At 61.3% G+C, this 25,244-nt stretch carries 25 protein-coding genes and 1 pseudogene; 18 read left to right on the top strand and 8 right to left on the bottom strand.

Going from position 1 to position 25,244, the window contains the following annotated elements; all coding sequences use genetic code 11:
• The first annotated feature begins 119 nt into the window (after nt 1–119).
• From QCBJ_RS07140 to QCBJ_RS07090, 11 genes are all read left to right on the top strand, one after another.
• A complete protein-coding gene (locus QCBJ_RS07140; RefSeq protein ID WP_102060406.1) occupies nt 120–1,409 on the top strand; it encodes a glycosyltransferase in 1,290 nt (429 codons plus the stop codon).
• Between the two features lie 72 nt (nt 1,410–1,481).
• The gene (locus tag QCBJ_RS07135; protein ID WP_102060405.1) at nt 1,482–2,387 is read left to right on the top strand and encodes an AraC family transcriptional regulator; all 906 of its coding nucleotides are present in this window, start codon (nt 1,482–1,484) and stop codon (nt 2,385–2,387) included.
• A 218-nt stretch (nt 2,388–2,605) separates the two neighbouring features.
• Nucleotides 2,606–3,889, top strand: coding sequence for a sugar ABC transporter substrate-binding protein (locus QCBJ_RS07130; protein WP_371916658.1), 1,284 nt, complete (start codon nt 2,606–2,608; stop codon nt 3,887–3,889).
• A gap of 154 nt (nt 3,890–4,043) precedes the next feature.
• A complete protein-coding gene (locus QCBJ_RS07125) occupies nt 4,044–4,934 on the top strand; it encodes a carbohydrate ABC transporter permease (protein WP_046033800.1) in 891 nt (296 codons plus the stop codon).
• Between the two features lie 10 nt (nt 4,935–4,944).
• The gene (locus QCBJ_RS07120) at nt 4,945–5,775 is read left to right on the top strand and encodes a carbohydrate ABC transporter permease (protein ID WP_012723930.1); all 831 of its coding nucleotides are present in this window, start codon (nt 4,945–4,947) and stop codon (nt 5,773–5,775) included.
• A gap of 37 nt (nt 5,776–5,812) precedes the next feature.
• Nucleotides 5,813–6,928, top strand: coding sequence for an ABC transporter ATP-binding protein (locus tag QCBJ_RS07115; protein WP_102060403.1), 1,116 nt, complete (start codon nt 5,813–5,815; stop codon nt 6,926–6,928).
• An 18-nt stretch (nt 6,929–6,946) separates the two neighbouring features.
• Complete coding sequence (locus tag QCBJ_RS07110; protein WP_102060402.1) at nt 6,947–8,428, top strand: mannitol dehydrogenase family protein; 1,482 nt, start codon at nt 6,947–6,949, stop codon at nt 8,426–8,428.
• A gap of 78 nt (nt 8,429–8,506) precedes the next feature.
• On the top strand, nt 8,507–9,988 hold the full coding sequence (gene xylB, locus QCBJ_RS07105) for a xylulokinase (protein ID WP_102060401.1): 1,482 nt from the start codon (nt 8,507–8,509) through the stop codon (nt 9,986–9,988).
• Between the two features lie 12 nt (nt 9,989–10,000).
• On the top strand, nt 10,001–10,939 hold the full coding sequence (locus QCBJ_RS07100; RefSeq protein WP_012723926.1) for a carbohydrate kinase: 939 nt from the start codon (nt 10,001–10,003) through the stop codon (nt 10,937–10,939).
• A gap of 84 nt (nt 10,940–11,023) precedes the next feature.
• Complete coding sequence (locus QCBJ_RS07095; protein WP_043205266.1) at nt 11,024–11,293, top strand: DUF2790 domain-containing protein; 270 nt, start codon at nt 11,024–11,026, stop codon at nt 11,291–11,293.
• Nucleotides 11,294–11,371: 78 nt separating this feature from the next.
• Nucleotides 11,372–11,770 (top strand): hypothetical protein, encoded by a 399-nt coding sequence (locus QCBJ_RS07090; RefSeq protein WP_102060400.1) that lies wholly within the window; start codon nt 11,372–11,374, stop codon nt 11,768–11,770.
• Here the strand turns inward: QCBJ_RS07090 and QCBJ_RS07085 are convergent.
• Nucleotides 11,767–12,036, bottom strand: coding sequence for a DUF1652 domain-containing protein (locus tag QCBJ_RS07085; protein ID WP_043205265.1), 270 nt, complete (start codon nt 12,034–12,036; stop codon nt 11,767–11,769). The genes QCBJ_RS07090 and QCBJ_RS07085 overlap by 4 nt on opposite strands.
• A 234-nt stretch (nt 12,037–12,270) precedes the next feature.
• Nucleotides 12,271–13,293, bottom strand: a complete 1,023-nt coding sequence (gene ilvA, locus QCBJ_RS07080; RefSeq protein ID WP_080943264.1) for a threonine ammonia-lyase, biosynthetic — start codon at nt 13,291–13,293, stop codon at nt 12,271–12,273.
• A gap of 274 nt (nt 13,294–13,567) precedes the next feature.
• Here ilvA and QCBJ_RS07075 point away from each other — a divergent pair, with 274 nt between their 5' ends.
• Nucleotides 13,568–13,768 (top strand): ParD-like family protein, encoded by a 201-nt coding sequence (locus tag QCBJ_RS07075; RefSeq protein WP_010567513.1) that lies wholly within the window; start codon nt 13,568–13,570, stop codon nt 13,766–13,768.
• Nucleotides 13,768–14,529 (top strand): type I methionyl aminopeptidase, encoded by a 762-nt coding sequence (gene map / locus QCBJ_RS07070; RefSeq protein ID WP_043205263.1) that lies wholly within the window; start codon nt 13,768–13,770, stop codon nt 14,527–14,529. Before QCBJ_RS07075 ends, map begins: the two co-directional genes overlap by 1 nt.
• Nucleotides 14,530–14,682: 153 nt before the next feature.
• Here the strand turns inward: map and QCBJ_RS07065 are convergent, their stop codons facing one another.
• Complete coding sequence (locus QCBJ_RS07065) at nt 14,683–16,269, bottom strand: RimK family protein (protein ID WP_102060399.1); 1,587 nt, start codon at nt 16,267–16,269, stop codon at nt 14,683–14,685.
• Nucleotides 16,270–16,363: 94 nt separating this feature from the next.
• Here QCBJ_RS07065 and QCBJ_RS07060 point away from each other — a divergent pair.
• A pseudogene (locus QCBJ_RS07060) lies at nt 16,364–16,810 on the top strand (GNAT family N-acetyltransferase); the annotation flags it as partial.
• On the opposite strand, the gene sfnG reads toward QCBJ_RS07060, so the two are convergent.
• Complete coding sequence (sfnG, locus tag QCBJ_RS07055; RefSeq protein ID WP_012723918.1) at nt 16,809–17,894, bottom strand: dimethylsulfone monooxygenase SfnG; 1,086 nt, start codon at nt 17,892–17,894, stop codon at nt 16,809–16,811. The pseudogene QCBJ_RS07060 and the gene sfnG overlap by 2 nt on opposite strands.
• 267 nt (nt 17,895–18,161) lie before the next feature.
• Between sfnG and QCBJ_RS07050 the strand changes: the two genes are divergently transcribed.
• Nucleotides 18,162–19,403: an acyl-CoA dehydrogenase family protein gene (locus QCBJ_RS07050; protein ID WP_102060398.1), complete on the top strand. Its 1,242-nt coding sequence runs from the start codon at nt 18,162–18,164 to the stop codon at nt 19,401–19,403.
• 276 nt (nt 19,404–19,679) lie between these two features.
• Here the strand turns inward: QCBJ_RS07050 and QCBJ_RS07045 are convergent, their stop codons facing one another.
• Nucleotides 19,680–20,465 (bottom strand): sulfite exporter TauE/SafE family protein, encoded by a 786-nt coding sequence (locus QCBJ_RS07045; RefSeq protein WP_012723916.1) that lies wholly within the window; start codon nt 20,463–20,465, stop codon nt 19,680–19,682.
• 91 nt (nt 20,466–20,556) lie between these two features.
• The gene (locus tag QCBJ_RS07040; RefSeq protein WP_012723915.1) at nt 20,557–21,327 is read right to left on the bottom strand and encodes a class I SAM-dependent methyltransferase; all 771 of its coding nucleotides are present in this window, start codon (nt 21,325–21,327) and stop codon (nt 20,557–20,559) included.
• Between the two features lie 138 nt (nt 21,328–21,465).
• Here QCBJ_RS07040 and QCBJ_RS07035 point away from each other — a divergent pair, with 138 nt between their 5' ends.
• Genes QCBJ_RS07035 through QCBJ_RS07025 form a run of 3 tightly spaced genes read left to right on the top strand, consistent with a single transcriptional unit; the run spans nt 21,466 to nt 23,218 of the window.
• Nucleotides 21,466–21,987 (top strand): DUF3455 domain-containing protein, encoded by a 522-nt coding sequence (locus QCBJ_RS07035; protein ID WP_102060397.1) that lies wholly within the window; start codon nt 21,466–21,468, stop codon nt 21,985–21,987.
• A gap of 50 nt (nt 21,988–22,037) precedes the next feature.
• On the top strand, nt 22,038–22,553 hold the full coding sequence (locus QCBJ_RS07030; RefSeq protein ID WP_102060396.1) for a sigma-70 family RNA polymerase sigma factor: 516 nt from the start codon (nt 22,038–22,040) through the stop codon (nt 22,551–22,553).
• Nucleotides 22,550–23,218: an anti-sigma factor domain-containing protein gene (locus QCBJ_RS07025; protein WP_102060395.1), complete on the top strand. Its 669-nt coding sequence runs from the start codon at nt 22,550–22,552 to the stop codon at nt 23,216–23,218. Before QCBJ_RS07030 ends, QCBJ_RS07025 begins: the two co-directional genes overlap by 4 nt.
• Here the strand turns inward: QCBJ_RS07025 and QCBJ_RS07020 are convergent, their stop codons facing one another.
• On the bottom strand, nt 23,219–24,520 hold the full coding sequence (locus tag QCBJ_RS07020) for an ATP-binding protein (protein ID WP_012723911.1): 1,302 nt from the start codon (nt 24,518–24,520) through the stop codon (nt 23,219–23,221).
• A 3-nt stretch (nt 24,521–24,523) separates the two neighbouring features.
• Nucleotides 24,524–25,225: a response regulator transcription factor gene (locus QCBJ_RS07015; protein WP_102060394.1), complete on the bottom strand. Its 702-nt coding sequence runs from the start codon at nt 25,223–25,225 to the stop codon at nt 24,524–24,526.
• Between the last annotated feature and the right edge of the window lie 19 nt (nt 25,226–25,244).

The following is a 25,244-nucleotide window of genomic DNA, read 5'->3' as shown; positions in this document are numbered from 1 at the left end:
AGAAGCGGAAGTTAACCACAAAGTGCGATGGCTACCTACCGCTAGACATAAATTGTCATGTCGCCGGTTATGGTTTAATTGCGCGCCTTCCGCCCTGCCCTTCAAGGAACCTGTTATTGATGAATCAGCCTGCCACCAAAGTCCTGGTCATTGGTTATGTCTGGCCGGAACCGCGTTCCTCGGCCGCAGGCGGGCATATGATGCAAATTCTTGAAAGTTTTCTTAAGCAAGGTTGGGACATCACCTTCAGCAGCCCCGCAACCCTCGGCGAGCACAAGGCCGACTTGCCTGCGCTGGGCATCGCCGAATGCGCCATCGCGCTCAATAACAGCAGTTTCGATGATTTTATCCGCGAACTGGCCCCGGATATCGTGCTGTTCGACCGCTTCATGATGGAAGAACAGTTCGGTTGGCGTGTCGAGAAATGTTGCCCCGACGCCCTGCGCGTATTGGAAACCTCCGACCTGCAAAGCCTGCGCGATGCACGTCACCAGCGCTTCAAGGATCACCTGAAGGCCCACCCCGACAGCGACGACTTCAGCGCGCTGTTTTCCCCGGCGCTGCAGGAGGAATTCCACTTGATGGCCGAATCCGACCTGGCCAAGCGCGAAATCGCCGCGATTTACCGTTGCGACATCAGCCTGATGATCTCCGACGTGGAAATCCGCCTGCTCACCGAGCACTTCAAGGTCCCGGCCGCCCTGCTCCACTGGTGCCCGCTGATGCTGGAACCGCCGACCGCAGCCTTCGCGCCGTTTGAAGAGCGTGCGCACTTTCTCAGCATCGGCAACTTCCGCCACGCGCCCAACTGGGACGCGGTGCTGTGGATGAAAAACAGCCTGTGGCCGCTGATCCGCCAGCAATTGCCGGGGGCGCAGTTGCACATCTATGGCGCCTACACCCCGCCCAAGGCCACGGCCTTACACAACCCGACGCAGGGTTTTCATGTGATGAACTGGGCCGAAGACGCCTTGCAGGTGATGACTGCCGCGCGTATCTGCCTGGCGCCCCTGCGTTTCGGCGCCGGCATCAAGGGCAAGCTGGCGGATGCGATGCTCTGCGGCACACCGAATATCACCACGCCCATCGGCGCCGAGGCCATGGGTGATGAACAGCCATGGCCGGGCGTGATCGAACACAGCGCGCCGGCCCTCGCCGCCGCTGCCGTAGCGCTTTACCAGGACCGCGAGCGCTGGAACCAGGCCCAGGAAGACGGGCGCCAACTGCTGGTCCGCCGCTACGACCAGGCTGTTCACGGACCGGCGCTGGTGGCGTGCCTGGAACACTGCCGTCGCCACCTCGCAGACCATCGGCGCGACAACTTCACCGGCAGCATGCTGCGCCACCACGCGCATAAAAGTACGCAGTACATGTCCCAGTGGATCGAGGCGAAAAACCGTTTGGTATAAACAGCGGCCCTGGCGAGGTCGCGCGCGAGGGGGCATTATCCTACGCAGCAACCACAATAAAGCGACGGCAGCATGACCCGAGCAACGCGCATCACCGACCCTTCCTACGAGCTGATGGACGACCACAACGGCCTGTCCATCATCTATCGCCAGCACGGTTTCCCCTGCCCGCTGGTGCGCTGGCACTTTCACAAGGAATACGAGCTGCACCTGATCGTCGCCAGTTCCGGCAAGGTGTTCATCGGCGACTATATCGGTAACTTCTACCCGGAAAGCCTGTTCCTCACCGGCCCCAACCTACCCCACAACTGGATCAGCCAGGTGGAGGAAGACGAGGTGGTGCCCAAGCGCGACATGCTGGTGAACTTCACCGATGAGCTGTTCGAGCAAGGCAGCCACATCTTCGCCGAACTCAAGAGCCTGGCGCCGTTGCTGGAGCGCGCGCAATACGGCATCGAGTTCCGCTGCAAGAAGACCATCGCCCAGGCCATGCCCCTGATGCAGCGCATCGAAGACGCCCAGGGCATGGCGCGCCTGGGGCACTTCTTTATCCTGCTGGAAGTGCTGAGTGCGTGTGAGGACTACCAGTTGCTTTCAGGGGTGACGACACCGCAGTTGGCCGACGAGCACAGTATCGACCGCACCAACCGCGCGGTGGACTACATCTTTGCCCACTACGCGCGTGAGCTGTCCCTTGAAGAGGTTGCGGAATACCTGGGGATGAAGCCCACCTATTTCTCACGGGTGTTTAAACAGGCCACCGGGCGCACGTTTATCGAATTCGTCAATCGGCTGCGCATCAGCAAGTCGTGTGAGCTGTTGGCCGATGGTGATAAAGCCGTGACCGATGTGTGCTTTGAATCGGGCTTCAACAACATCTCCAACTTCAACCGGCGTTTTCAACAGCTTAAAGGCATGACCCCTTCCCACTACCGGCGCCTGGCGGTGCAGCGCTTGACCGAGCAGAACCTGGCTTAATGGTTTCAGCTGCTGTGTGAACGAGTGCAAAAAAGTATCAGTCCCAGTGCGCCCAAGGATTTGTCATAACCCCATTTGAAGGCTGTAATCAACGCACACTCTTCCTGACGACCTGTAGGAAGACACAACAACAATAACTGTCCTTCTGTAGCCCCCTGGGCGCGGAAATGGAGTGCGCGATGAAGTTCACAGCAAAAGCACTGCTTGTCTCTACCTGCATGACCACCTGCATGACCCTCAGCGCCGTCAGCTTTGGCGCGCAGACCCTGACCATTGCCACCGTCAACAACAGCGACATGATCCGCATGCAAAAGCTCTCGAAAACCTTCGAGGCTGAGCATCCGGAGATCAAGCTGAACTGGGTGGTGCTCGAAGAAAACGTGTTGCGCCAGCGCCTGACCACCGACATCGCTACCCAGGGCGGGCAGTTCGATGTATTGACCATCGGCATGTACGAAGCAGCACTCTGGGGCGCCAAAGGTTGGCTGGAGCCGATGAAGGACCTGCCTGCGTCCTACGACCTCGACGATGTATTCCCTTCAGTGCGTGACGGTTTGTCAGTCAAGGGTTCGCTGTACGCCCTGCCGTTCTACGCCGAAAGCTCGATCACCTACTACCGCACCGACCTGTTCAAGGACGCCGGGCTGACCATGCCCGAGCACCCGACCTGGACTCAGATCGGCGAATTCGCGTCCAAACTCACCGACAAGAGCAAAGAGCAATACGGCCTGTGCCTGCGCGGCAAAGCCGGTTGGGGTGAGAACATGGCGCTGATCACCACCCTGGCCAACGGCTACGGTGCGCGCTGGTTCGATGAAAAGTGGCAACCTGAATTCAGCGACCCTGAATGGAAGGACGCGCTGAACTTCTACGTCGACAACATGAAGAAATCCGGCCCGCCGGGGGCTTCCAGCAACGGTTTCAACGAAAACCTGGCGCTGTTCAACAGCGGCAAGTGCGCCATCTGGGTCGATGCCAGCGTGGCCGGCTCGTTCGTCACCGACAAGACCCAGAGCAAAGTGGCTGACCATGTTGGCTTTACCTTTGCCCCTCACGAGAAGACCGACAAAGGAACCTCGTGGCTGTACTCCTGGAGCCTGGCAATTCCGACCAGTTCCAAGGCCAAGGACGCCGCCAAGGTGTTCACCAGTTGGGCCACGTCCAAGGAATATGGCGCCTTGGTCGCCAAGACCGACGGCGTTGCCAACGTTCCGCCAGGCACGCGCAAGTCGACCTACAGCGACGAGTACATGAAGGCCGCGCCGTTTGCCAAGGTGACCCTCGAATCGCTGAAAGTCGCGGACCCGACCAAGCCGACGCTCAAGCCGGTGCCGTATATCGGTATCCAGTTGGTGACCATTCCTGAATTCCAGGCCATTGGTACCCAGGTCGGCAAGTTCTTCTCCGGCGCGCTTACCGGCCAGCAAACGGTGGACCAAGCCTTGGCCGCCGCGCAGACCACCACCGAGCGTGAAATGAAGCGGGCGGGTTACCCCAAATAACCCAGACCCACCCACAGTCAAATGTGGGAGGGGGCTTGCCCCCGATAGCAATCTACCAGTTGATGATTTTGTGACTGACACACCGCTATCGGGGGCAAGCCCCCTCCCACACTGACCGCACTCCGATTCTTGCTCTGTACCGGTCGTGAATACCATGAATACACCCGCCAAAAACCGCCTGGCCAACCCCGGCTGGTTCCTCGTCAGCCCCTCGGTGGCCTTGCTGCTGCTGTGGATGATCGTGCCCCTGGGCATGACCCTGTACTTCTCGCTGATTCGCTACAACCTGCTCTACCCCGGTGAAAACCAATTCGTGGGGCTGGAGAACTTCACCTACTTCGTCACCGACTCGGGCTTCCTGCCCGGCGCCACCAATACCCTGTTGCTGGTGGGCAGCGTGCTGCTGATCAGTGTGGTGTTCGGCGTGTTGATCAGCGCCCTGCTGGAGGCCAGTGAGTTCTTCGGTCGCGGCCTGGTGCGGGTGTTGTTGATCTCGCCGTTCTTCATCATGCCCACCGTCGGCGCGCTGATCTGGAAGAACCTGATTTTCCACCCGGTGTCGGGGATTCTCGCCGCCGTGTGGAAGTTCTTCGGCGCAGAGCCCGTGGACTGGCTGGCACACTACCCGCTGCTGTCGATCATCATCATTGTGTCGTGGCAATGGCTGCCCTTTGCGATCCTGCTGTTGATGACCGCCATGCAGTCCCTCGACCAGGAACAAAAGGAAGCCGCGCGCCTGGACGGTGCCGGCGCCATCGCGATCTTCTGGCACCTGACCCTGCCCCACCTGGCCCGCCCGATTGCCGTGGTGGTGATGATCGAGACGATCTTCCTGCTCTCGGTGTTCGCCGAAATCTTCACCACCACCAACGGTGGCCCCGGTTACGCCTCGACCAACCTCGCCTACCTGATCTACAACCAGGCGCTGGTGCAGTTCGACGTGGGCATGGCCTCGGCCGGCGGCTTGATTGCCGTGGTCATCGCCAATATCGCGGCGATCATCCTGGTGCGGATGATCGGCAAAAACCTGACTGACAAGCCTTGAGGGCCGCGCCATGACGCTTCAACAATCCCGCCGCCTGCAAAGCCTGTTGCTCGGCACGTTGGCCTGGGCCATCGCGATCCTGATCTTCTTCCCGATCTTCTGGATGGTGCTGACCAGCTTCAAGACCGAAATCGACGCATTCGCTACGCCGCCGCAGTTCATCTTCACGCCGACGCTGGAGAACTACCTGCACATCAACGAACGCAGCAACTACTTCAGCTATGCGTGGAACTCGGTGCTGATTTCCTTCAGCGCCACCGCCCTGTGCCTGCTGATCTCGGTGCCGGCCGCCTACTCCATGGCGTTCTATGAGACCCAGCGCACCAAGGGCACGCTGCTGTGGATGCTCTCCACCAAGATGCTGCCGCCGGTGGGCGTGCTGATGCCGATCTACCTGCTAGCCAAGAGCTTCGGCCTGCTGGACACGCGCATTGCGCTGATCATCATCTACACCCTGATCAACCTGCCGATTGTGGTTTGGATGGTTTACACCTACTTCAAGGACATCCCCAAGGACATCCTTGAAGCCGCCCGCCTGGATGGCGCCACGCTGTGGCAGGAAATGGTCCGCGTGCTGCTGCCGATCGCCAAGGGCGGCCTGGCGTCCACCGTGTTGCTGTCGCTGATCCTGTGCTGGAACGAGGCGTTCTGGTCGCTGAACTTGACCTCATCCACCGCTGCGCCGTTGACCGCGTTGATCGCCTCCTACTCCAGCCCCGAAGGGTTGTTCTGGGCCAAATTGTCCGCCGTTTCGACCCTGGCCTGCGCGCCGATCCTGATCTTTGGCTGGATCAGCCAGAAACAGCTGGTGCGCGGTTTGTCCTTCGGCGCCGTGAAGTAACGGTTTCTTATAAAAATTCTGTACGTGGAGGCCCATCATGGCCAACCTGAAAATCAAGAATCTGCAAAAAGGCTTCGAAGGCTTCTCGATCATCAAAGGCATCGACCTGGAAGTGAACGACAAGGAATTCGTGGTGTTCGTCGGCCCGTCGGGCTGCGGTAAATCCACGCTGCTGCGCCTGATCGCGGGCCTGGAGGAAGTCAGCGAAGGCACCATCGAACTGGATGGCCGCGACATCACCGAAGTGACCCCGGCCAAGCGTGATCTGGCGATGGTGTTCCAGACCTACGCGCTCTACCCGCACATGAGCGTGCGCAAGAACATGTCGTTTGCCCTGGACCTGGCCGGCGTCGACAAGAAGCTGGTGGAAAGCAAGGTCAGCGAAGCGGCGCGCATCCTCGAGCTGGGCCCGCTGCTGGAGCGTAAGCCCAAGCAACTGTCCGGCGGCCAGCGCCAGCGTGTGGCGATCGGCCGCGCGATTGTGCGCAACCCGAAGATCTTCCTGTTTGACGAACCGCTGTCCAACCTCGACGCCGCCCTGCGCGTGCAGATGCGCCTGGAGCTGTCGCGCCTGCACAAAGAGCTGCAGGCGACCATGATCTACGTGACCCACGACCAGGTCGAAGCCATGACCCTGGCCGACAAAGTGGTGGTGTTGAACAGTGGCCGTATCGAGCAGGTCGGCTCGCCGCTGGAGCTGTATCACCAGCCGGCCAACCTGTTTGTGGCGGGCTTTCTCGGCACGCCGAAGATGGGCTTCCTCAAGGGCAAAGTCACCCGTGTCGAGGGCCAGGGTTGCGAAGTGCAACTGGACGCCGGCACCACCATCAGCCTGCCTTTGAGCGGCGCAACCCTGAGCATGGGCAGTGCCGTCACGCTCGGCATTCGCCCGGAGCACCTGGAAATCGCCGACGCCTCTGGCTCAGTAGCTCAGAACACCCTGACCGTCACCGCCGATGTCGGTGAACGCCTGGGCAGCGACACCTTCTGCCACGTCATCACCGCCACCGGCGAACCGTTGACCCTGCGGATTCGCGGCGACATGGCCAGCCAGTATGGCGAGACGTTGCACCTGCACCTGGACCCGGCGCACTGCCATCTGTTCGACACCGACGGCGTGGCCGTGGCCCGCCCACTGCGCGCCGCCGCCTGATATCGCGAGTATGACGTTATGAAGCTGAATAAACACACCCTCACGCAGTTGGCGCCGGAAGTAAAACTGCCGGCCTACGCCATTGCCAGCACCACCCAAGGCATCGCTCATATTGGTGTCGGCGGTTTCCATCGCGCGCACCAGGCGTATTACACCGATGCACTGATGAATACCGGCGAAGGCCTGGACTGGAGCATTTGCGGCGTCGGCCTGCGCGCTGAAGACCGCAAGGCCCGCGACGACCTGGCCGGCCAGGACTACCTGTTCACCCTGTATGAACTGGGCGATACCGACGACACCGAAGTGCGCGTGATCGGCTCGATCAGCGACATGCTGCTGGCCGAAGACGGCGCCCAGGCGCTGATCGATAAACTCGCCAGCCCGGCCATCCGTATTGTGTCATTGACCATCACCGAAGGCGGCTACTGCATCGACGACAGCAACGGCGAGTTCATGGCCCACCTGCCGCAGATCCAGCACGACCTGGCCCACCCGAGCGCGCCGAAAACCGTGTTCGGTTTCATCTGCGCCGCCCTGACCCAACGCCGCGCCAACGGCATCCCGGCCTTCACCGTGATGTCCTGCGATAACCTGCCGCACAACGGCGCCGTGACGCGCAAGGCACTGCTGGCCTTCGCCGCCCTGCACAACGCCGAACTGCATGACTGGATCAAGGCCAACGTGAGCTTCCCGAACGCCATGGTCGACCGCATCACACCGATGACCAGCACCGCCCATCGCCAGCAACTGCACGACGAGCACGCGATCGACGATGCCTGGCCGGTGGTGTGCGAACCCTTTGTGCAATGGGTGCTGGAAGACACATTCGTCAACGGTCGCCCGGCCTGGGAAAAAGTCGGCGTGCAGTTCACCCATGACGTCACGCCCTATGAAGAGATGAAGATCGGCCTGCTCAATGGCAGCCATCTGGCCCTGACCTACCTGGGCTTTCTCAAGGGCTATCGGTTCGTGCACGAGACCATGAACGATCCGGTGTTCGTGGCGTATATGCGGGCGTATATGGACCTGGACGTCACGCCGAACCTGGCGCCGGTGCCGGGTATCGACTTGACCGAGTACAAGCAAACGCTGGTGGACCGCTTCTCCAACCAGGCGATTGCCGACCAGTTGGAGCGGGTGTGCTCGGATGGTTCGTCGAAGTTTCCCAAGTTCACCGTGCCGACGATCAATCGCCTGATTGCGGATGGGCGCGAGACCGAGCGCGCGGCGCTGGTGGTAGCGGCGTGGGCGTTGTATTTGAAGGGTGTGGATGAGAACGGCGTGCGCTACACGATCCCGGATCCGCGTGCCGCGTTTTGCCAGGGGCTGGTGAGTGATGAGGCGTTGATCAGCAAGCGGCTGTTGGGGGTGGAGGAAATTTTCGGTACGGCTATTCCCAATTCGCCTGAGTTTGTGGCAGCGTTCGAGCGGTGCTATGCAAGCCTGCGCGATAACGGCGTCACCAAAACACTGCAGCAACTCCTGAAGAAACCGGCTTAGCAATGTGGGAGGGGGCTTGCCCCCTCCCACATTGGAATGCATTGCCAACTCGAACAATAAACTGCTGAGCACACCCTCATGACCCAGCAAAACCTGTACCTCGGCATCGACTGCGGCACCCAAGGCACCAAGGCCATCGTCCTCGACGCCTCCAGCGGCAAAGTCCTGGGCCTGGGCGCCGCCAGCCACACCCTGATCAGCGGCGCCAATGGCCGTCGCGAACAGCACACCCAGGAATGGCTGGACGCCTTCACCGAAGCCACCCACCGCGCCCTGCAACAAGCCGGTGTGGACGGTCAGGACATCCTTGGCATCGGCGTATCCGGCCAACAGCACGGCCTGGTGCTACTGGACGAGCACGGCGCGGTATTGCGCCCGGCCAAACTGTGGTGCGACACCGAAACCGCCGCCGAGAACGACCGCCTGCTGGCCTACCTCGGCGGCGAAAGCGGCTCGTTGGAACGCCTCGGCGTAGCGATTGCGCCGGGCTACACCGTGTCCAAGCTGCTTTGGACCCGCGAGCAGCACCCGGACATTTTCGCGCGCATCGCGCATATCCTGCTGCCCCACGATTACCTCAACTATTGGCTCACCGGTCGCGCCGTGGCGGAATACGGCGATGCCTCGGGCACCGGCTATTTCAATGTGCGCAGCCGTGAGTGGGACGTGGCACTGCTCAAGCACATCGATCCGAGCGGTCGCCTGGAACAGGCCTTGCCGCCGTTGATTGAGGCCGATCAGGCGGTCGGCAGCATCCTGCCCGCCATCGCCGAACGCTTGGGCATCAACCCCAACGCTATCGTCGCCAGTGGCGGCGGTGACAACATGATGGGCGCCATCGGCACCGGCAACATTGCCCCCGGCGTGATCACCATGAGCCTGGGTTCATCGGGCACTGTGTATGCATTTGCCGACCAGCCCAACGTCAGCCCGCAGGCGTCGGTCGCGACGTTCTGCTCGTCCAGCGGCGGCTGGCTGCCACTGATCTGCACCATGAACCTGACCAACGCCACCGGGGTGATCCGCGAGCTGTTCGACCTCGACCTGGCCGCGTTCAACACCCTGGTCGAACAGGCCCCCATCGGCGCCGACGGCGTGAGCATGCTGCCGTTCCTCAACGGCGAACGCGTGCCTGCCCTGCCCCACGCCACCGGCAGCCTGCACGGCCTGACCATGACCAGCCTGACCCGCGCCAACCTGTGCCGTGCGGTGGTCGAAGGCACCACCTTCGGTCTGCGCTATGGCCTCGACCTGCTGCGCCAGACCGGCCTGCAAAGCCAGAGCATCCGTTTGATCGGCGGTGGCTCGAAAAGCCCGGTATGGCGGCAGATGGTTGCCGATATCATGAACACCGAAGTGATCTGCACCGAACAAAGCGAAGCCGCTGCCCTGGGCGCGGCGATCCAGGCGGCGTGGAGCCAGTCCGGCGAATCCCTGGCCAGCCTGTGCGACAAATGCGTGAGCGTCGACCCGGCCAGCCGGACCCTGCCGGTGGCGACCAGCGTCAGCGCCTATCAACAGGCTTACGAGCGCTATCAACAGCACGTGGCAACCCTTTAAGAGCGAACGACTATGTATCTGGTGTGTGGTGAAGCGCTGTTTGATTTCTTCAGCGAGGAAGACGCCAGCGGGCAGGCTTCCAAGGTCAATTACAAGGCGATTGCCGGCGGTTCGCCGTTCAACGTCGCGGTGGGCTTGCGTCGCCTGGGCATCGACGCCGGATTGTTCGGCGGTGTGTCCACCGACTTCCTTGGCCGTCGCTTGTTGCAGGTGCTCAAGGACGAAGGTGTCAGCGAGCAGTTCCTGGTGGAATTCGCCGCACCGACCACCTTGTCGATGGTCGCCGTGGGTGCCAATGGTTCACCGCAGTACAACTTCCGTGGCGAAGGCTGCGCCGACCGCCTGCTGGAAATCGACCACCTGCCCGCGCTGGGGGCTGACATTCGCGGCCTGCATATCGGCTCGTTTTCGCTGGTGGTGCAACCGATCGGCGACACCCTGCTGAGTTTGGTCAAGCGCGAAAGCGGCAAGCGCATGATCAGCCTCGACCCCAACGTGCGGCTCAACCCGCAGCCCGATATCCAGCTGTGGCGCAACCGCGTAGCGGAACTGGTCAAGCATGCCGACCTGATCAAGGTCAGCGACGAAGACCTGCACCTGCTCTACCCCGACCAGTCGCCGGAAAGCGTGCTGCAGGGCTGGCTGCAACACCGTTGCCAACTGGTTTTCCTGACCCGTGGTGGCGAGGGCGCCAGCGTCTACAGCCGCCAGCATGGCCACTGGTCTGCACCGGCGGTCAAGGTGGTGATGGCCGACACGGTGGGCGCCGGTGATACCTTCCAGGCCGCGTTGATTGCCTGGTTGACCGAGCAGCAACTGGATTCAGTGGAAGGCCTGCAACAGCTCACGCGTGCGCAGATCGACGCCATGCTGGGCTTTGCCATCCGCGCCGCGGCGTTGACCTGCACCAAGACCGGGCCGGACCTGCCGTATCGCCAACAGCTTGGATGAAGGTTTTGTCAGCCAGCTAAACATTAATCGATGGTTAATCCCGCACGTCGAGAGTGAAGTTGTACCCACTTGCGGAGAACCACCATGAAACTGCGCACCTTAATGCTCAGCGCCAGCCTGGCGCTGGCAGCGGTGTCAGGCCTGGCCCAGGCCGACGATCAACCTGCCGCTGCCAAACCCGTGCCTTACCGGTACGGCATGCCGATGAATATCGACAAGGTCCTGGCCATGAACGAAACCCCAACTGACGAATGCAAAGTCATCAAGGCGGATATCAAGTTCTTGGATAAGGCGGGCAAGGTGGAAGACGTGAGCTATCGGAAAATGTCCGACGCCTGCGATTTCCAGAACTGAGTCGATGAGGCAAACACGCCAAGCCCGCGCAAATAGGAGTAGTCTTGCGGGCTTGTCCTAAGGCTGAAAGGATTCGCCATGCTGTTGAGTTTCCGCACCCTCGCCACCTTCACCGCGCTGCTGTGCTTCGCCCTCGCGCTTATCTGGGGCCTGCGTCCCGACCTGCTGCTGTGGGTGTGGAGTGTCGAGTATTCCAGTGGCACCGGGCTGGTGTCGCGCCGCAACGCCGCGCTGTTCCTGGGCATCGGCATCATGTTCTACCGCGCACGTCACGCGCCGCCTTCAGACACGCGTCGTGCCCTCACCACCGGGTTTATCGCCGGGTGCCTGGTGCTGGCGGTGCTGGGGTTCAGTGAGTGGATCAATGGGAATGCCGGGCCGGGCATCTTGCTGGCGGTGGCAACGGAAACCGTATTGGGCCTGGCGTTCATCCAGGCCCACAGGTCTTCGGTGCATCACACTCAAGCGTCCAGCTAGTAGAGGCTGCGCCCTCCCGCTCGTTGCAGGGCGGGTGCATGGGTGTGCTTGAGGTCTTCACGCAACCCGGCGATCAGGTTGCAAATGGCGCGGCTGCTGTCGAGTTTTTCCGCGTTGATGCCTTTGACTTCCAAATCCACCCGGTCACGGTCGCGCTCGTCGTAGACCTTGATCGTCAGCGACGCATCTTCGGCTTTGGTGCATTCGCACCGTTTGGGCAGGAAACTTCCTTCAATAATGCTGCGAAGTTCTAATTCCGAAAGCATGGTCAACCTCTCCTTTCCTGAGACTGCCAACAGATTGTTATTAATCCCGCGGGCCCTTGCCCGCCACGTCTTACCGACCTTGGAAGACGCTTACAACACCCAAGCCTACTCGGCAAAATCGGCCCCTGTTGTAACCATTCCTCATAAGCACTGTGCTTGTTTATATAAGTTAAACCGTATCGACTAAATCGTCGCCGAACCGCTGCGATTAAACGTTTAACCCTGCATGTTTGTTTAAACGGCACCTTGCGCGGCGACCCTTTCAGCAACATGTCGCAAACTATCAAAGTTGATGTTCGCCCCGGAATTGATCGCCACCAGGGTCTGCCCGCGCAAATTGTGACTGGTCACGTATTCACGCAGGCCAGCTACCGCCAGCGCTCCGGACGGCTCGGTGATGGAGCGCGTATCGTCGTAGATCAGCTTGATCGCGCTGCACAACTGATCATTGCTGACCGTGATGACTTCATCCACCCAGTCGCGGCAGATCTCAAACCCATAAGCACCGACCTGCGCCACCGCCGTGCCGTCGGCAAACCCGTCGACACTGGGCAGCACCACCCGCTCACCGGCCCGCAGCGCCGCCAACAGGCAGCTGGACCCTTCGGGTTCGACGCCGATGATGCGCACCTCGGGCCGCAGGTATTTGACGTAGGCGGCGACCCCGGCGATCAGGCCACCGCCGCCCACCGGTACGAAGATCGCATCCAGGGGCCCCTGTTGTTGGCGCAGGATCTCCATGGCCACGGTGCCTTGGCCGGCAATCACCTCGGGGTCATCGAACGGCGAAACGAAGGTGCCCCCGGATTGCTCGGCCAGTTGCAACGCATGGGCCAGGGCAAAGGGGAAGCTCGCGCCGTGCAGCACCGCTTCCGCACCGCGCGAACGCACGCCCAGCACCTTGAGTTCCGGCGTGCTGCTGGGCATCACAATGCGCGCCTTGATCCCCAGCTCCCGCGCCGCCAGGGCCACACCTTGGGCATGGTTGCCCGCCGACGCGGTGACCACCCCGCGGGCCTTTTGCTCCGGCGTGAGCTGCACCAGCTTGTTGTAGGCGCCGCGGATCTTGAAGGAAAACGTCGGTTGCAGGTCTTCACGCTTGAGCAACACCTGGTTGCCCAGCAACGCCGACAAGGCCGGGGCCGCCTGCAAGGGCGTGCGCACCGCCAGGTCATAGACCGGGGCGGCGAGGATCTTTTTCACATAATGTTCAAGCAGTCCCGGGTCGGCGGTGTGGGGCGCGGTGCAGGTGCTCATGGGTGTCTCCTGGCTTTTTGTCAAAGACCCTGGAGACGGAAAAACAAAACCCGCCTCTAGGGCGGGTTTGGGTACAGCCGTGCGCTATCCCGCCAAATGAGGAATGGCGGTAATAATGCTTGGCTGGCTGCGGAAGGCTTGAAAAGTCATAGGGCGAAACTAACCGGCGACTGGCGGGCAAGTCAATGGCCAAGCGCCATTTCGTGGTGCTGGGGGTTACGTTTAATATACGAAACGTATACGCTTTGTATATCCCTACCGCACAGTGAAGACCATGGGCATCGTCAAGATCACCGACCAGCTGCATGAACAACTGCGCCTGGCCAGCGCCGCGATGGACCGCTCCATCAACGCCCAGGCCGAATTCTGGATCAAGATCGGCCTGCTCGCCGAACTCAATCCCAGCCTGCCCTACAACGAGCTGATCAACAAACTGTTGCTGGATAAGCCCGACCTGATCCGGGGGCGCCATTGATGATCAAGACCGCCGCACAACTGGCCGTGATGCGTGAATCCGGACGCCTGCTGGCCCAGGTTTTCACCATGCTCGATGGCTTCGTGGCCGCAGGCCGCTCCACCCTGGAGCTGGACAGCGCCGTCGAAGCCTTCATCCGCCATGACCTCAAAGCCCGTCCCGCCAGCCTCGGCCAATACGACTACCCCTACTCCATCAACACCTCGATCAACGAGGTGGTGTGCCATGGCATGCCCAGCGCCAAGGAGATTCTCAAGGACGGCGACATCATCAACATCGATATCACCCTGGAAAAAGGTGGCTATATCGCCGACGCCAGCAAGATGTACATGATCGGCACCGTCGCCCCCAAAGCCCGGCGCCTGGTGGAGATGACCTTCGAAGCCATGTGGGCCGGCATCCGCCAGGTCAAGCCCGGCGCCCGCCTGGGCGATATCGGCCATGCCATCCAGAGCCACGCGCAGGCCAACGGCTACAGCGTGGTGCGCGAATATTGCGGCCACGGCATCGGCCGGCAGATGCATGAAGAACCGCAGGTGTTGCACTTCGGTCGTCCCGGCACCGGGCTGGAACTGCGTGAAGGCATGGTGTTCACCGTCGAGCCGATGCTCAACCAGGGCAGCGCCAAAGTGCGCAGCCTGAAGGATGGCTGGACGGTGGTGACCAAGGACAACAGCTTGTCGGCGCAGTGGGAGCATACCGTGGCGGTGACGGCGGATGGTTTTGAAGTCCTGACCCTGCAGGTGCAGACTGGCGAATGACCTGTGGCGAGGGAGCTTGCTCCCGCTGGGCTGCGCAGCGGCCCTAAAGAAAGGCGCGCTACGCACGCCAACGGGAGCAAGCTCCCTCGCCACATTTACATCGTCGTACCCGCTATCCGTTTCATCCCGGGGTTGTTGAACAACATCACCGAGTCACCACACCTGGCCCTGGCGCTTCAACTCCAGGCGCCGCACGAATTCCTCCAGCACCAGGCCATACAGGTCGTCCTGCAAGTAAGCATCCTCGATGCCGGCGTCCAGGTTAGGGTTGTCGTTGACCTCGATCACCACCACCTTGTCGCCGGACTGCTTGAGGTCGACGCCGTAGAGGCCATCGCCGATCAGGTTGGCGGTCTTCACGGCCAACTCCACCACCGCCTTGGGCGCCTCGTGGACCGCCAGGGTGCGGCATTCGCCGTTGATGGCCTGGCCGATGGCCTTGTGGTTGTAGATCTGCCAATGGCCCTTGGACATAAAGTATTGGCAGGCAAAGATCGGCTTGCGGTTGAGTACGCCGATGCGCCAGTCGTACTCGGTGTAGAAGAATTCCTGGGCCAGCAACAGCACCGAATGTTCGAACAACTCGGCGGTGGCCTTGAGCAAGGCTGCCTGGCTTTCCACCTTGATGACCCCACGGGAAAAGCAACCATCGGGGATCTTCAAGACCAACGGGAACCCGAGGCGCTCGCCGACCCGTTCGAAGTCTTGCGGTCGCTCTTTGTAAAGAATCTCGGTGGCGGGCATGCCCAGTTGATGACTGTTGAGCAGGTCAGTGAGATAGACCTTGTTGGTACAGCGCAGGATCGACGCCGGGTCATCCATCACCACCAGGCCTTCGCTTTCGGCTTTCTTGGCGAAACGATAGGTGTGGTTGTCGACGCTGGTGGTCTCGCGGATCAGCAAGGCGTCGTATTCGGCCAGGCGCGCATAGTCCTTGCGCTCGATCAGGTCGACATCGATACCCAGGCCCTTGCCTACGCGAATGAAATTATCCAACGCCTGGGCATTTGACGGTGGTAGTTGTTCCTGGGGATCGTGCAGGATGGCCAGGTCGTAACGCGCCAGGCGGCGTGAGCGAGGCTGGCGCCAGATCTTGCGGCTGAAGTTGTCCAGCGCATGAGCGAATTGATCTTCCTGGTCATCGCGCAACTTGTGTAATACGCCGGACTTGATCCCTTCGATATGCCAGCCGTTATGCTGTTTGAAACCCACTAACAAAATAGGACAGGGGAAGGCTTCAAACAATTGCCGGGCCAGATCCTGCAACGGTTCTATAGTCGTCCGTCCAAAATAAAGTGTCAGGGTAAAGCCTTCGGTATTGCTGTAAAGATGATGACTCAAGGCTTTATCGAGGGTTTTGTCCAAGTCGTCCAAGGCCAGGCCGTACAACGCCTTTTTCGTCAGTTCGCTGATGGTGCGCACCGACGGAATCACCTTGTGCCCGCGTGCTTCGGCCAGCAACGAGCAGTAATAACCGTGCCCCAGGTATTTGTAGCTGCGGCACAGGTTGATCACCTGCACACGCTTGCCTGACTGGTTTTCCCGAGTCTGTTCCAGGTACTCCTGGGCGGTGATGATGTCTTCGCTGGGGAAGTAGGAGGCCCAGTCTTCCTTGCGCTCGACAATGATCACTACTTGACGGGCGCCTGTGAGGGGGGCGGAAAAATAACCCTGGCTCGTTATTGTCGCCGCGACAGTTTGCTCCGATACTTCACGCCAATGACTTTGTACCGCCGACATAATAATTGATCCGCTTTAGAGAACTCGACCTTTTCTATTAAGCACGATCTTTTAGAGAAGTCCCGTTTCGTTACGTAACTTTTATGGCGGTCATATGGCACTTTCTTTTCGCGTTGCATCCCCCTTCGATGTGCCTGAATTAATGGCACTGGAACAGCAGTGTTTCACCACTGACCGACTCTCATCGCGTCGTTTTCAATGGATGATCAGCCGCGCCCATGGCCAATTGCTGGTGGCGGAAGAAGACGGGCAACTGCTCGGCTATGCACTGGTGCTGTTTCGGCGTGGCAGCGCGTGCGCGCGCTTGTATTCCATCGCTATCGCCGCGCACTTACGCGGCGTTGGGCTGGGCCAGCAGTTGCTCAAGCGTGCCGAGGCCTGTGCGGCAGCGCACGCTTGTGCGCACCTGCGCCTTGAAGTGCGCACCGACAACCCAGGCGCCCTGGCGCTGTATGAACGCAATGGCTACCGGCGCTTTGCCGTGGTCAACGACTATTACGAAGACCACAGCCCTGCCCTGCGCCTGGAAAAAACCTTGCTCACGCCACCTGCTTGATCCCGGCCTTGGCTTCCAACTCGCGCACCAGCGGCAATACGCGCTTGCCGAAGTACTCGACTTCCTCCTGGAAGTGCAGGAAACCCGCCAGCACCAGGTCCACACCCACCGCTTTGAGCGCGACGATACGCTCGGCGATCTGCTGTGGCGTGCCGATCAGGTTGGTCTTGAAGCCATCGTTGTACTGCACCAGGTCTTCAAAGCTGGACTTGGCCCAGTTGCCCTCGCCTTCCGGTGAGGCCTTGCCCGCTTGCTTCGCGGCGTCGCCAAACGCGTTGACGGCTTCCGGGTCGGCTTTGTCGATGATTTCCGCCAGCACCGCACGGGCTTCCTCTTCAGTGTCGCGGGCGATCACGAAGGCGTTGACGCCGACTTTGACCGAATGGTTATTCGCCGCCGCCTTGGCGCGAATGTCATCGACCTGGGCCTTGATGCCTTCCGGGGTGTTGCCGTTGGTGAAGTACCAGTCCGACACCCGAGCGGCCATATCCCGCGCCGCCCGCGAGCTGCCGCCCTGGAACACTTCCGGCTGGCCCAGCGGCTTGGGCTTGAGGGTGTAGTTGTTGAAGCGGTAGAAATCGCCCTTGAATGTGAAGTCGTCCTGGGTCCAGATGCCTTTGAGGGCGCGGATGAACTCTTCGGAACGGCGATAGCGCTCGTCGTGTTCCAGCCAGTGTTCGCCAATGGCCTGGAACTCACCCTTGAACCAACCGCTGACGATATTCACCGCGATACGGCCATTGGTGAGCTGGTCGATGGTTGCCAATTGCTTGGCCGCCAGCGCCGGTTGCCACGGGCCAGGCAGGATCGCGGCGATGACCTTGAGCGTGGTGGTCGCAGCCAGCAGCGCATGGCTGAACGCCACGGATTCATGCTGGTTTTCGGCACCGTAGCCGGCGGTGAAGCGGATCTGGGTGAGACCGTATTCGAAGCCGGCCGCCTCGGCCAATTGCGCCAGTTTGCGGTTGTAATCAATGCCCCAATGGGTGCGTTGTTCGATCTTGCTGACCACCAGCCCACCGCTGACGTTGGGCACCCAATAGGCAAATTTCACGGCTTGCTGACTCATCGAGCGGTACCTCGTACATAGGGATGTACCCAGGGCTTGAGCAGCAAGCGTGCCAGGCCACGAGAAACGCCCGCGCCATGAGGGTTGCGGCGAAAAAACCCGGCAGGCACGGCTTGCCGGCGAATGTCAGGGATTGCGACGGTTTGCTGGATCGCTGTTGCTGGGGCAACAGCACAGGCCGTGAAGGGCGCGTAAACATTGGCCCTGGCACCCGGCACGGACTGTGCAATCACTCTTCGCATTGATCACTGCCCCGGAGCCTTGCCCATGACCGAACAACACGTCATCAACCCGCTGTCCACCGGTGTCGACTACCCGACCCTGGCCGCTCGCTTTCGGCCGATTTTCCAGCGCATCGCCGACGGTGCCTTGGCGCGCGAACAACAGCGCACCCTGCCCCACGAGCCGATCCAGTGGCTCAAAGAGGCCGGCTTTGGCGCGGTGCGGGTGCCGGTGGAGTACGGCGGCGGCGGCGCGTCCCTGCCGCAGTTATTTGAGTTGCTGATCGAGCTGGCCGAAGCCGACTCCAATGTCCCTCAGGCCCTGCGCGGGCATTTTGCCTTTGCCGAAGACCGTCTGAACGCGCCGCCCAGTGCCGGCCGCGACCTGTGGTTCAAGCGTTTCGTGGACGGCGATATCGTCGGCTGCGCCTGGACCGAGATCGGCAATGTAGCCATCGGCGATGTGGTCACCCAGGTCAGCCCTGACGGCGACAGCTGGAAGCTCAACGGTGAAAAGTTCTACAGCACCGGCAGCATTTTCGCCGACTGGATCGATGTGTACGCCCAACGCAGCGACACCGGCGCCGATGTGATCGCCGCCACCCGCGCCCGCCAGCCGGGCGTGGTGCACAGCGATGACTGGGACGGCTTTGGCCAGCGCACCACCGGCAGCGGCACGTCGCGCTTTACCGATGCGGTGGTGGACGCGGACAACGTCATCGACTTTGCCACCCGATTCAAATACCAGACCGCGTTTTACCAACTCGTGTTACTGGCCAGTCTGGCTGGCATTGGCCGTGCGGCATTGCGCGATGTGGCGCATCAGGTGCGCAGCCGCAAACGCATCTACAGCCATGGCAATGCGCCCCATGTCAGCCAGGACGCACAGGTTCAACAGGTGGTGGGCGAAGTGGCTGCGCTGGTCTACGCCGCCGAGGCCAGCGCGTTGAAAGCGACGCTGCCGGCGCAACGCGCGTACGTGGCGCGCTTTGGTGGGGATGATGCAGTGGAGCGTGAGGCCAACGTGGCGGCGGAGATTGAGTCGGCTACCGCGCAGGTGGTGGTGTCTGAGTTGATCCAGCGTGCGACCAGTGAATTGTTCAATGCATTAGGGGCTTCGGATGTGCGCCAGGGGAAAGCGCTGGATCGGCACTGGCGGAATGCGCGGACTGTGTCGTCGCATAATCCGGTGATCTACAAGGCAAGGATTGTGGGGAATTGGGTGATCAATGGGGTTGAGCCGCCGTTTGTTTGGCAGATTGGAAATGGGCCAGGGACGGGGGCTTGAGTTGGCTGTTGCAAGATCAAAAGCAGGCCGATGTCTACCTGATGTATGGAGATCAAACTGTGGGAGGGGGCTTGCCCCCGATGGCGGTGTGTCAGCTCATGCATCTGTGACTGCCCCACTGCTATCGGGGGCAAGCCCCCTCCCACATTTGGACCGCGATCGACAGGTGCCACACCGGTCGGTTCTAAGGCCGCCGCGCTTTTGCTTTTGATCTTAGGCGCCCCGTCAACCCTGTGTCCGGTCCGTACAGGCTTTATAACGCATATGCCCCCCCAATCAGAAGGCCAATTTGTAGCCGATAGCCATGAGCATGACCGCCAAACACGGCCGCAACACCCCATCCGGCAACTTGCCAGTCATATGGCTACCGATATAGATCCCCGGCAACGACCCCATCAACAAAAACCCCAACAAATGCCAATCCATATTCCCCATGCTGGCATGCCCCAACCCCGCCACCAGGGTCAGCGGCACAGCATGCGCGATCTCAGTCCCGACCAGCCGTCGCGTAGCCAGAAACGGATACAGAATAAACAACGCCACAGTCCCCAGCGCACCCGCACCGATGGAGGTCAGGGCAACCATGGTCCCCAGGATCGCACCCGTCACCACCGTCAACACATTCAGGTTGCGCGGACTCATGTGATAGTCATCGCCCGCATGCCGCTGGGCAAACGCCAATAGGCTTTTCTTGAACAGAATCGCCAGCGCCGTCAGCAGCAACACCACACCAAGCGCCTGCTTGATCACCGCGTTCATCGCACTGGGATCAGTGTGCAGGCTGGCCAGGAACCAAAGCGTCAGCAACACCGCAGGCACGCTGCCCAAGGTCAGCCAACCGGTGATTGTCCAGTCAATGTTCTTGTTCTTGCCATGCACCAGCACCCCACCGGACTTGGTGATCGCCGCGTACAACAAGTCGGTACCCACCGCCGTGGCCGGGTTGATGCCGAACCACAGCAGGATCGGGGTCATCAACGAGCCCCCGCCCACACCGGTCATCCCTACGATAAAACCAACGATCAGGCCAGCCACCACGAAACCAACATTACCTACATCCATTAACGCTACCTGCGGCCTTATAAATTTCTGGCCGCAGGATAGCGATTTTTCTTATAACGACTTATATCAATATGATCTGACTTTATGCCTTTTAGCTCAGGCGATGGCAGACGTAGGCTTGGGTTTGATACGGAAAGGCAACCGTGTCACGCCCCTTCAACGCCGGGTGGGTGTCGATCAGCGCTTGCAATTGCGCGGTGACACTCGCCTTGGGCCCATCAGCCAGCGCGGCGATAAAGCTCACGGAGAGGAAGCGATCCATGATCACCTCCTGAGGGCTGCCGACATGGTTGTAGGGAAAACAGGTCACGTCGGGGGCGGAAAAGTACATGCCGTTGAAGGCCTCGCGCCAGAGCCCGGTATGAAAACGCGGGGTGTCGCCCTCGTAGGGCGTGATGATGTCAGTGATGGCTGCGACCCAATCCACCGACTCATCGCGCACGTTCCACACCAGGCCAAGGCGGCCGCCTGGCTTGAGCACGCGATGGATTTCCGCCAGGGCAGCCTCGGTGGAAAACCAGTGGAATGCCTGGGCGCATACCACCGCGTCAGCGCTGGCGGAAGGCAATGGGATGGATTCGGCGGTGCCATTGACCAGGCGCACATCCGGCAGCAGTTTGCGCAACTGCGCCCCCATCGCCGCCACGGGCTCGACGGCGGTCAACGTCGGCGCCAGGGTGCTGAGCAAACGGGTGAACTTGCCGGTGCCGGCACCCAGGTCAACCACGCTCGACTGTGCGTCGATGCGCAAGGTCTCGGCCAGCCAGCCCGTGAGTTGCCTTGGATAATCCGGCCGACCTTGGGCGTAGGTCACGGCCTGGGTAGAGAAACCTTGTTGAGCAGACGTGTGAACACCAGTCATTGCCAATCTCTCCTCGGGTAAAGCGGGGGCACAGTGTGCGCCCTCCCGCGTTTATTTTCTAATCGCTGCATCCAATCGTGCGTGCCATGGGTAGTCCTTTCAGTCACCCCGCTGTTTTACTGAAATGGAGAAGTACCCATGAACGCTAAAGCACTGTTCTGCCTCACCGCCCTGCTCGCCGCCGCACCCGCAGCCTTTGCCCAGACCGGCTTGCCCGACAGCATCAAAGTGCCGGACGGCCACAAGGTGGCGCTGGAGACCACCGGCGTCGGCGAAATCACTTACGAGTGCCGCGACAAAGCCAACGCCGCCGGCCAGACCGAATGGACCTTCGTCGGCCCCAAGGCCGTGCTGAATGACCGCAGCGGCAAGCAAGTCGGCACCTATTTCGGCCCGCCCGCCACCTGGCAGGCCAAGGACGGTTCGACAGTCACCGGCACCCAGCTGGCCGTGGCGCCGTCCGGTGCGGGCAACCTTCCCTACCAACTGGTCAAGGCCAACCCGGCCGAAGGCAAGGGCACGATGAGCGGTGTGAGTTACATCCAGCGGGTTGCTTTAGAGGGGGGCGTAGCACCGAACAGCGCGTGCACGGCGGCCAACAAGGGCAAGCAGGAAATGGTCAAGTACAAGGCTGATTACATCTTCTGGGCAGCCAACTGAACAAATACGGCTACGCTGCCCCCAATGACGTTGGTTGGGGGGAGCACCGCGTGTTTGATTACGAAGCCTGTCTGCTGGCCTGCGCCCGTGGCGATCAACGCGCCTTGCGCGCGCTCTATCAGCAGGAAAGCAGCCATCTGCTTGGCGTGGCGCTGCGTATCGTCAGGGACAAGTCCCTGGCCGAAGATATCGTGCATGACGCGTTCATCAAGATCTGGCGCGGCGCCGGCAGCTTTGACCCCAGTCGCGGGTCGGCCCGTGGCTGGGTGTTCAGCGTGACCCGGCACCTGGCGCTCAACGTCGTGCGTAACCCTTATCGCGAAGTCCCGTTGGGCGACGAACATGAGCCAGTCGCTGCGACCGACACCTTTGAGTTCAGCGCACGCACGGGGCAAGTCCACACCTGCCTGGAGCAGCTCGACCCGACCCGTCGCACGTGCATCCTGCATGCCTATGTCGACGGTTATTCCCACAGCGAAATCGCCCAGAAACTCGACACCCCGCTGGGGACCGTCAAGGCCTGGATCAAACGTAGCCTCGCCGCGCTGCGGGAGTGCATGACATGAGCAACCCACTGGACGAACTGGCCAGCGAATACGTGCTGGGCACCCTGCCTGGCGAACAACGCGCGGAAGTGGAACAGCGCCTGAGCCACGACGCCGAGTTACGCGCCGCAGTGGACGCCTGGGAGCAACGCCTGTTGCCGTTGACCGCCTTGGCGGAGCCCGTGCCCCCCTCCTCTGAGTTGTGGCCACGCATCGAACGCAGCACCGCCGGCGCCCGCACACCCTGGTGGGACCTGCTCGCCGTATGGCGTGGCCTGGCCGGTGCCGGGCTGGTGGCTACGCTGGTGCTGGCCGCGCTGCTGCTGACCCGTCCGCCCAACCTGGAACCCAGCTTTGTGGTGGTGCTGGTGGCCCCGCAGAACCAGGCGCCGGGCTGGGTGATTCAGGCCAGCAATAACCAGCAGATTCAGTTGATCCCATTGGGCGTGATGGACGTACCGGCGGACAAGGCCCTGCAGTTCTGGACCAAGGGCGATGGTTGGCAAGGGCCGGTGTCGCTGGGGTTGGTCAAACCCGGCCAGACGCTGTCGGTGCCGTTGGACAAGTTGCCGCCGCTGACGCAGAACCAGCTGTTCGAACTGACCCTGGAAGACCCGCGCGGCTCGCCGACCGGCAAGCCCACCGGGCCGATCCAGGCGATCGGCCGCGCCGTCAAAGTGCTGTGATCAGGCGACGCTGGGCAACCACACCCGGAACCGCGCGCCGCCCAATGGCGACGCCAATGCGGTCAAGGTGCCGCCCTGGGCCTCCAAGGCGCGCCGGCTGATGGCCAGGCCCAGGCCGAAACCGCCGGTGGCGCGGTCACGGCTGCGGTCCAGGCGGTAGAACGGCTCGAAGATGCGTTCACGCTGGTCGAGCGGGATGCCGATACCGTCATCGTCGACCCAGATTTCACAGCCCTTGGGGCACACCTTGACGCCCACCTGGATGCGTTTGTCGCAGTAACGCGTGGCATTGCGCAGCAGGTTCTGCAAGGCACGGGCGGTGAGGCGCGGATCTAGACTGAACCGCTCCACGGCGCAATCGAGCGCCACGTCGATGACGATCTCGGGGTTTTCCAGTTCGTCATCGACGCTGCCAAGCACACTGTCGATAAACTCATCGAGCACCACCTCGACCCGCTCCGGCAGTTGCGCCGGGTTTTGCAGGCGGCTGTAGGAAAGCAGCTCCAGCACCAGTTCATCCAGCTCGCGGATATGCGCCACCAGGCTTTGCAGGCGTTCGCGGCTGGCCTCGGGCAAGTCTTCGGAAAGCGCCAGGGCCAGGCCGAAATCCAGGCGTGTGAGCGGTGTGCGCAGTTCATGGGAGACGGCGTTGAGTAGGTCGCGCTGCTGGTTGAGCAGGTGCTCGATGTCGTCGGCCATGGTGTCGAATACCGAGGCCAGACTGCCGATGCTGGAGCTGGCCGGGATACGCGTGCGCTCGGCCAGGTTGCCCTGGCCCAATTGCCCGGCGGTGCTTTTCAAGCGCTCGAGGTCGCGCCAGTGCGGACGCAGCCACACCAGCAGGCACGCCAGCAGCGCGGCGACGATCAGCACGTTGATGGCCCAGTACAGCACGTTCATGTCCATCGGATCCGGCGGGATCGTCAGCTTGACCACGAATTGCTCATTGATCGGCGAGCTGATTTCCTCCATCCAGCCCCATTCCCCAAGGCGCACCACCGATTTGCCTTGCTCCAGCAGTTTTTCCTGCGCGGGGCTATAGCTGGCGTCCTGGCGCAGCAGCAACTGCACTTTGAGCGGCGCGAAGTCGTGGCCCAATTGCTCGGTCACCTGTGACCAGCGTTCCACCGGCGCCCGCAGGTATTGCTTGACGATCAGCTTCTGCTGGCCGCGGGTCTGCTCGATGTTGTAGTTCATGTAGCGGTGTTCAAACAGCTGGATCACCAGCGAGGGGATCAAGTAGATCGCCAGGCTGTAGGTGACGATGGTGATCAGGTAGAGGCGCAGCAGTACACGAAACATGGCTCAGCATTCCCACTCGGAACGGCTGAACAGGTAGCCCTTGCCCCACACCGTCTTGATCTTGCGCGCCTCACCGGCGTTGTCATCGAACTTGCGGCGCAGCTTGGAGATGGCTACATCCACCGAACGGTCGGTGCCGTTGAACTCGATACCGCGCAAGCGCTGCAGGATCTGGTCGCGGCTGAGCACTTCGCCGGCGTGCCGCGCCAGCACCACCAACAGGTTGTATTCACCGCTGGACAGCTCCACCGACTGCTCGCGCCAGGTCACGGTGCGTTCCGACAGGTCGATGCACAGGTTGCCCATGATGATCTGGTCGTTGGCCGCCTGGGGCTCGGACAAACTGCTGCGCCGCAGCAATGTACGGACACGGGCGAGCAGCACACGCGGCTCGCAGGGTTTGGTCACGTAATCGTCGGCGCCCATTTCCAGGCCCAGCACCTGGTCGTGGCTGTCGTCGCGGGCGGTGAGCATCAGGATCGGCAAGCCCGCCGAATCGGCGCGCAACAGGCGGCACACCTGCAGGCCGTCGAGGCCGGGCAGCATCAGGTCGAGGATCACCAGGTCCGGCGGATTCAGGCGGGCGCGTTCGCGGACGTGGTCGCCGCGGCTGAGCACGCTGACTTGGTAGTCATTGCGTTCCAGGTAGCTGGCAATCAGCTCGGAGAGTGCGGCGTCGTCTTCCACCAGGAGGATGTTGGGCATGGTGTTTCCAAATAATGCG

It is taken from the genome of Pseudomonas sp. QC2, assembly GCF_002859085.1.
Lineage (GTDB): Bacteria > Pseudomonadota > Gammaproteobacteria > Pseudomonadales > Pseudomonadaceae > Aquipseudomonas > Aquipseudomonas petroselini.
The sequence above is the reverse complement of the archived record's forward strand: the minus strand, read 5'-3'. Positions and strand labels throughout refer to the sequence as shown.

Coding starts and splice junctions, on each gene's coding strand:
- QCBJ_RS07025 (WP_102060395.1), top strand. CDS start 22,550: ATGAGCAACCCACTGGACGAACTGGCCAGCGAATACGTGCTGGGCACC.
- QCBJ_RS07130 (WP_371916658.1), top strand. CDS start 2,606: ATGACCACCTGCATGACCCTCAGCGCCGTCAGCTTTGGCGCGCAGACC.
- QCBJ_RS07095 (WP_043205266.1), top strand. CDS start 11,024: ATGAAACTGCGCACCTTAATGCTCAGCGCCAGCCTGGCGCTGGCAGCG.
- sfnG (WP_012723918.1), bottom strand. CDS start 17,894: ATGAGTCAGCAAGCCGTGAAATTTGCCTATTGGGTGCCCAACGTCAGC.
- QCBJ_RS07100 (WP_012723926.1), top strand. CDS start 10,001: ATGTATCTGGTGTGTGGTGAAGCGCTGTTTGATTTCTTCAGCGAGGAA.
- QCBJ_RS07065 (WP_102060399.1), bottom strand. CDS start 16,269: ATGTCGGCGGTACAAAGTCATTGGCGTGAAGTATCGGAGCAAACTGTC.
- xylB (WP_102060401.1), top strand. CDS start 8,507: ATGACCCAGCAAAACCTGTACCTCGGCATCGACTGCGGCACCCAAGGC.
- QCBJ_RS07045 (WP_012723916.1), bottom strand. CDS start 20,465: ATGGATGTAGGTAATGTTGGTTTCGTGGTGGCTGGCCTGATCGTTGGT.
- QCBJ_RS07020 (WP_012723911.1), bottom strand. CDS start 24,520: ATGTTTCGTGTACTGCTGCGCCTCTACCTGATCACCATCGTCACCTAC.
- QCBJ_RS07140 (WP_102060406.1), top strand. CDS start 120: ATGAATCAGCCTGCCACCAAAGTCCTGGTCATTGGTTATGTCTGGCCG.
- QCBJ_RS07085 (WP_043205265.1), bottom strand. CDS start 12,036: ATGCTTTCGGAATTAGAACTTCGCAGCATTATTGAAGGAAGTTTCCTG.
- QCBJ_RS07050 (WP_102060398.1), top strand. CDS start 18,162: ATGACCGAACAACACGTCATCAACCCGCTGTCCACCGGTGTCGACTAC.
- map (WP_043205263.1), top strand. CDS start 13,768: ATGATCAAGACCGCCGCACAACTGGCCGTGATGCGTGAATCCGGACGC.
- QCBJ_RS07075 (WP_010567513.1), top strand. CDS start 13,568: ATGGGCATCGTCAAGATCACCGACCAGCTGCATGAACAACTGCGCCTG.
- QCBJ_RS07135 (WP_102060405.1), top strand. CDS start 1,482: ATGACCCGAGCAACGCGCATCACCGACCCTTCCTACGAGCTGATGGAC.
- QCBJ_RS07110 (WP_102060402.1), top strand. CDS start 6,947: ATGAAGCTGAATAAACACACCCTCACGCAGTTGGCGCCGGAAGTAAAA.
- QCBJ_RS07125 (WP_046033800.1), top strand. CDS start 4,044: ATGAATACACCCGCCAAAAACCGCCTGGCCAACCCCGGCTGGTTCCTC.
- QCBJ_RS07115 (WP_102060403.1), top strand. CDS start 5,813: ATGGCCAACCTGAAAATCAAGAATCTGCAAAAAGGCTTCGAAGGCTTC.
- QCBJ_RS07015 (WP_102060394.1), bottom strand. CDS start 25,225: ATGCCCAACATCCTCCTGGTGGAAGACGACGCCGCACTCTCCGAGCTG.
- QCBJ_RS07040 (WP_012723915.1), bottom strand. CDS start 21,327: ATGACTGGTGTTCACACGTCTGCTCAACAAGGTTTCTCTACCCAGGCC.
- QCBJ_RS07090 (WP_102060400.1), top strand. CDS start 11,372: ATGCTGTTGAGTTTCCGCACCCTCGCCACCTTCACCGCGCTGCTGTGC.
- ilvA (WP_080943264.1), bottom strand. CDS start 13,293: ATGAGCACCTGCACCGCGCCCCACACCGCCGACCCGGGACTGCTTGAA.
- QCBJ_RS07035 (WP_102060397.1), top strand. CDS start 21,466: ATGAACGCTAAAGCACTGTTCTGCCTCACCGCCCTGCTCGCCGCCGCA.
- QCBJ_RS07120 (WP_012723930.1), top strand. CDS start 4,945: ATGACGCTTCAACAATCCCGCCGCCTGCAAAGCCTGTTGCTCGGCACG.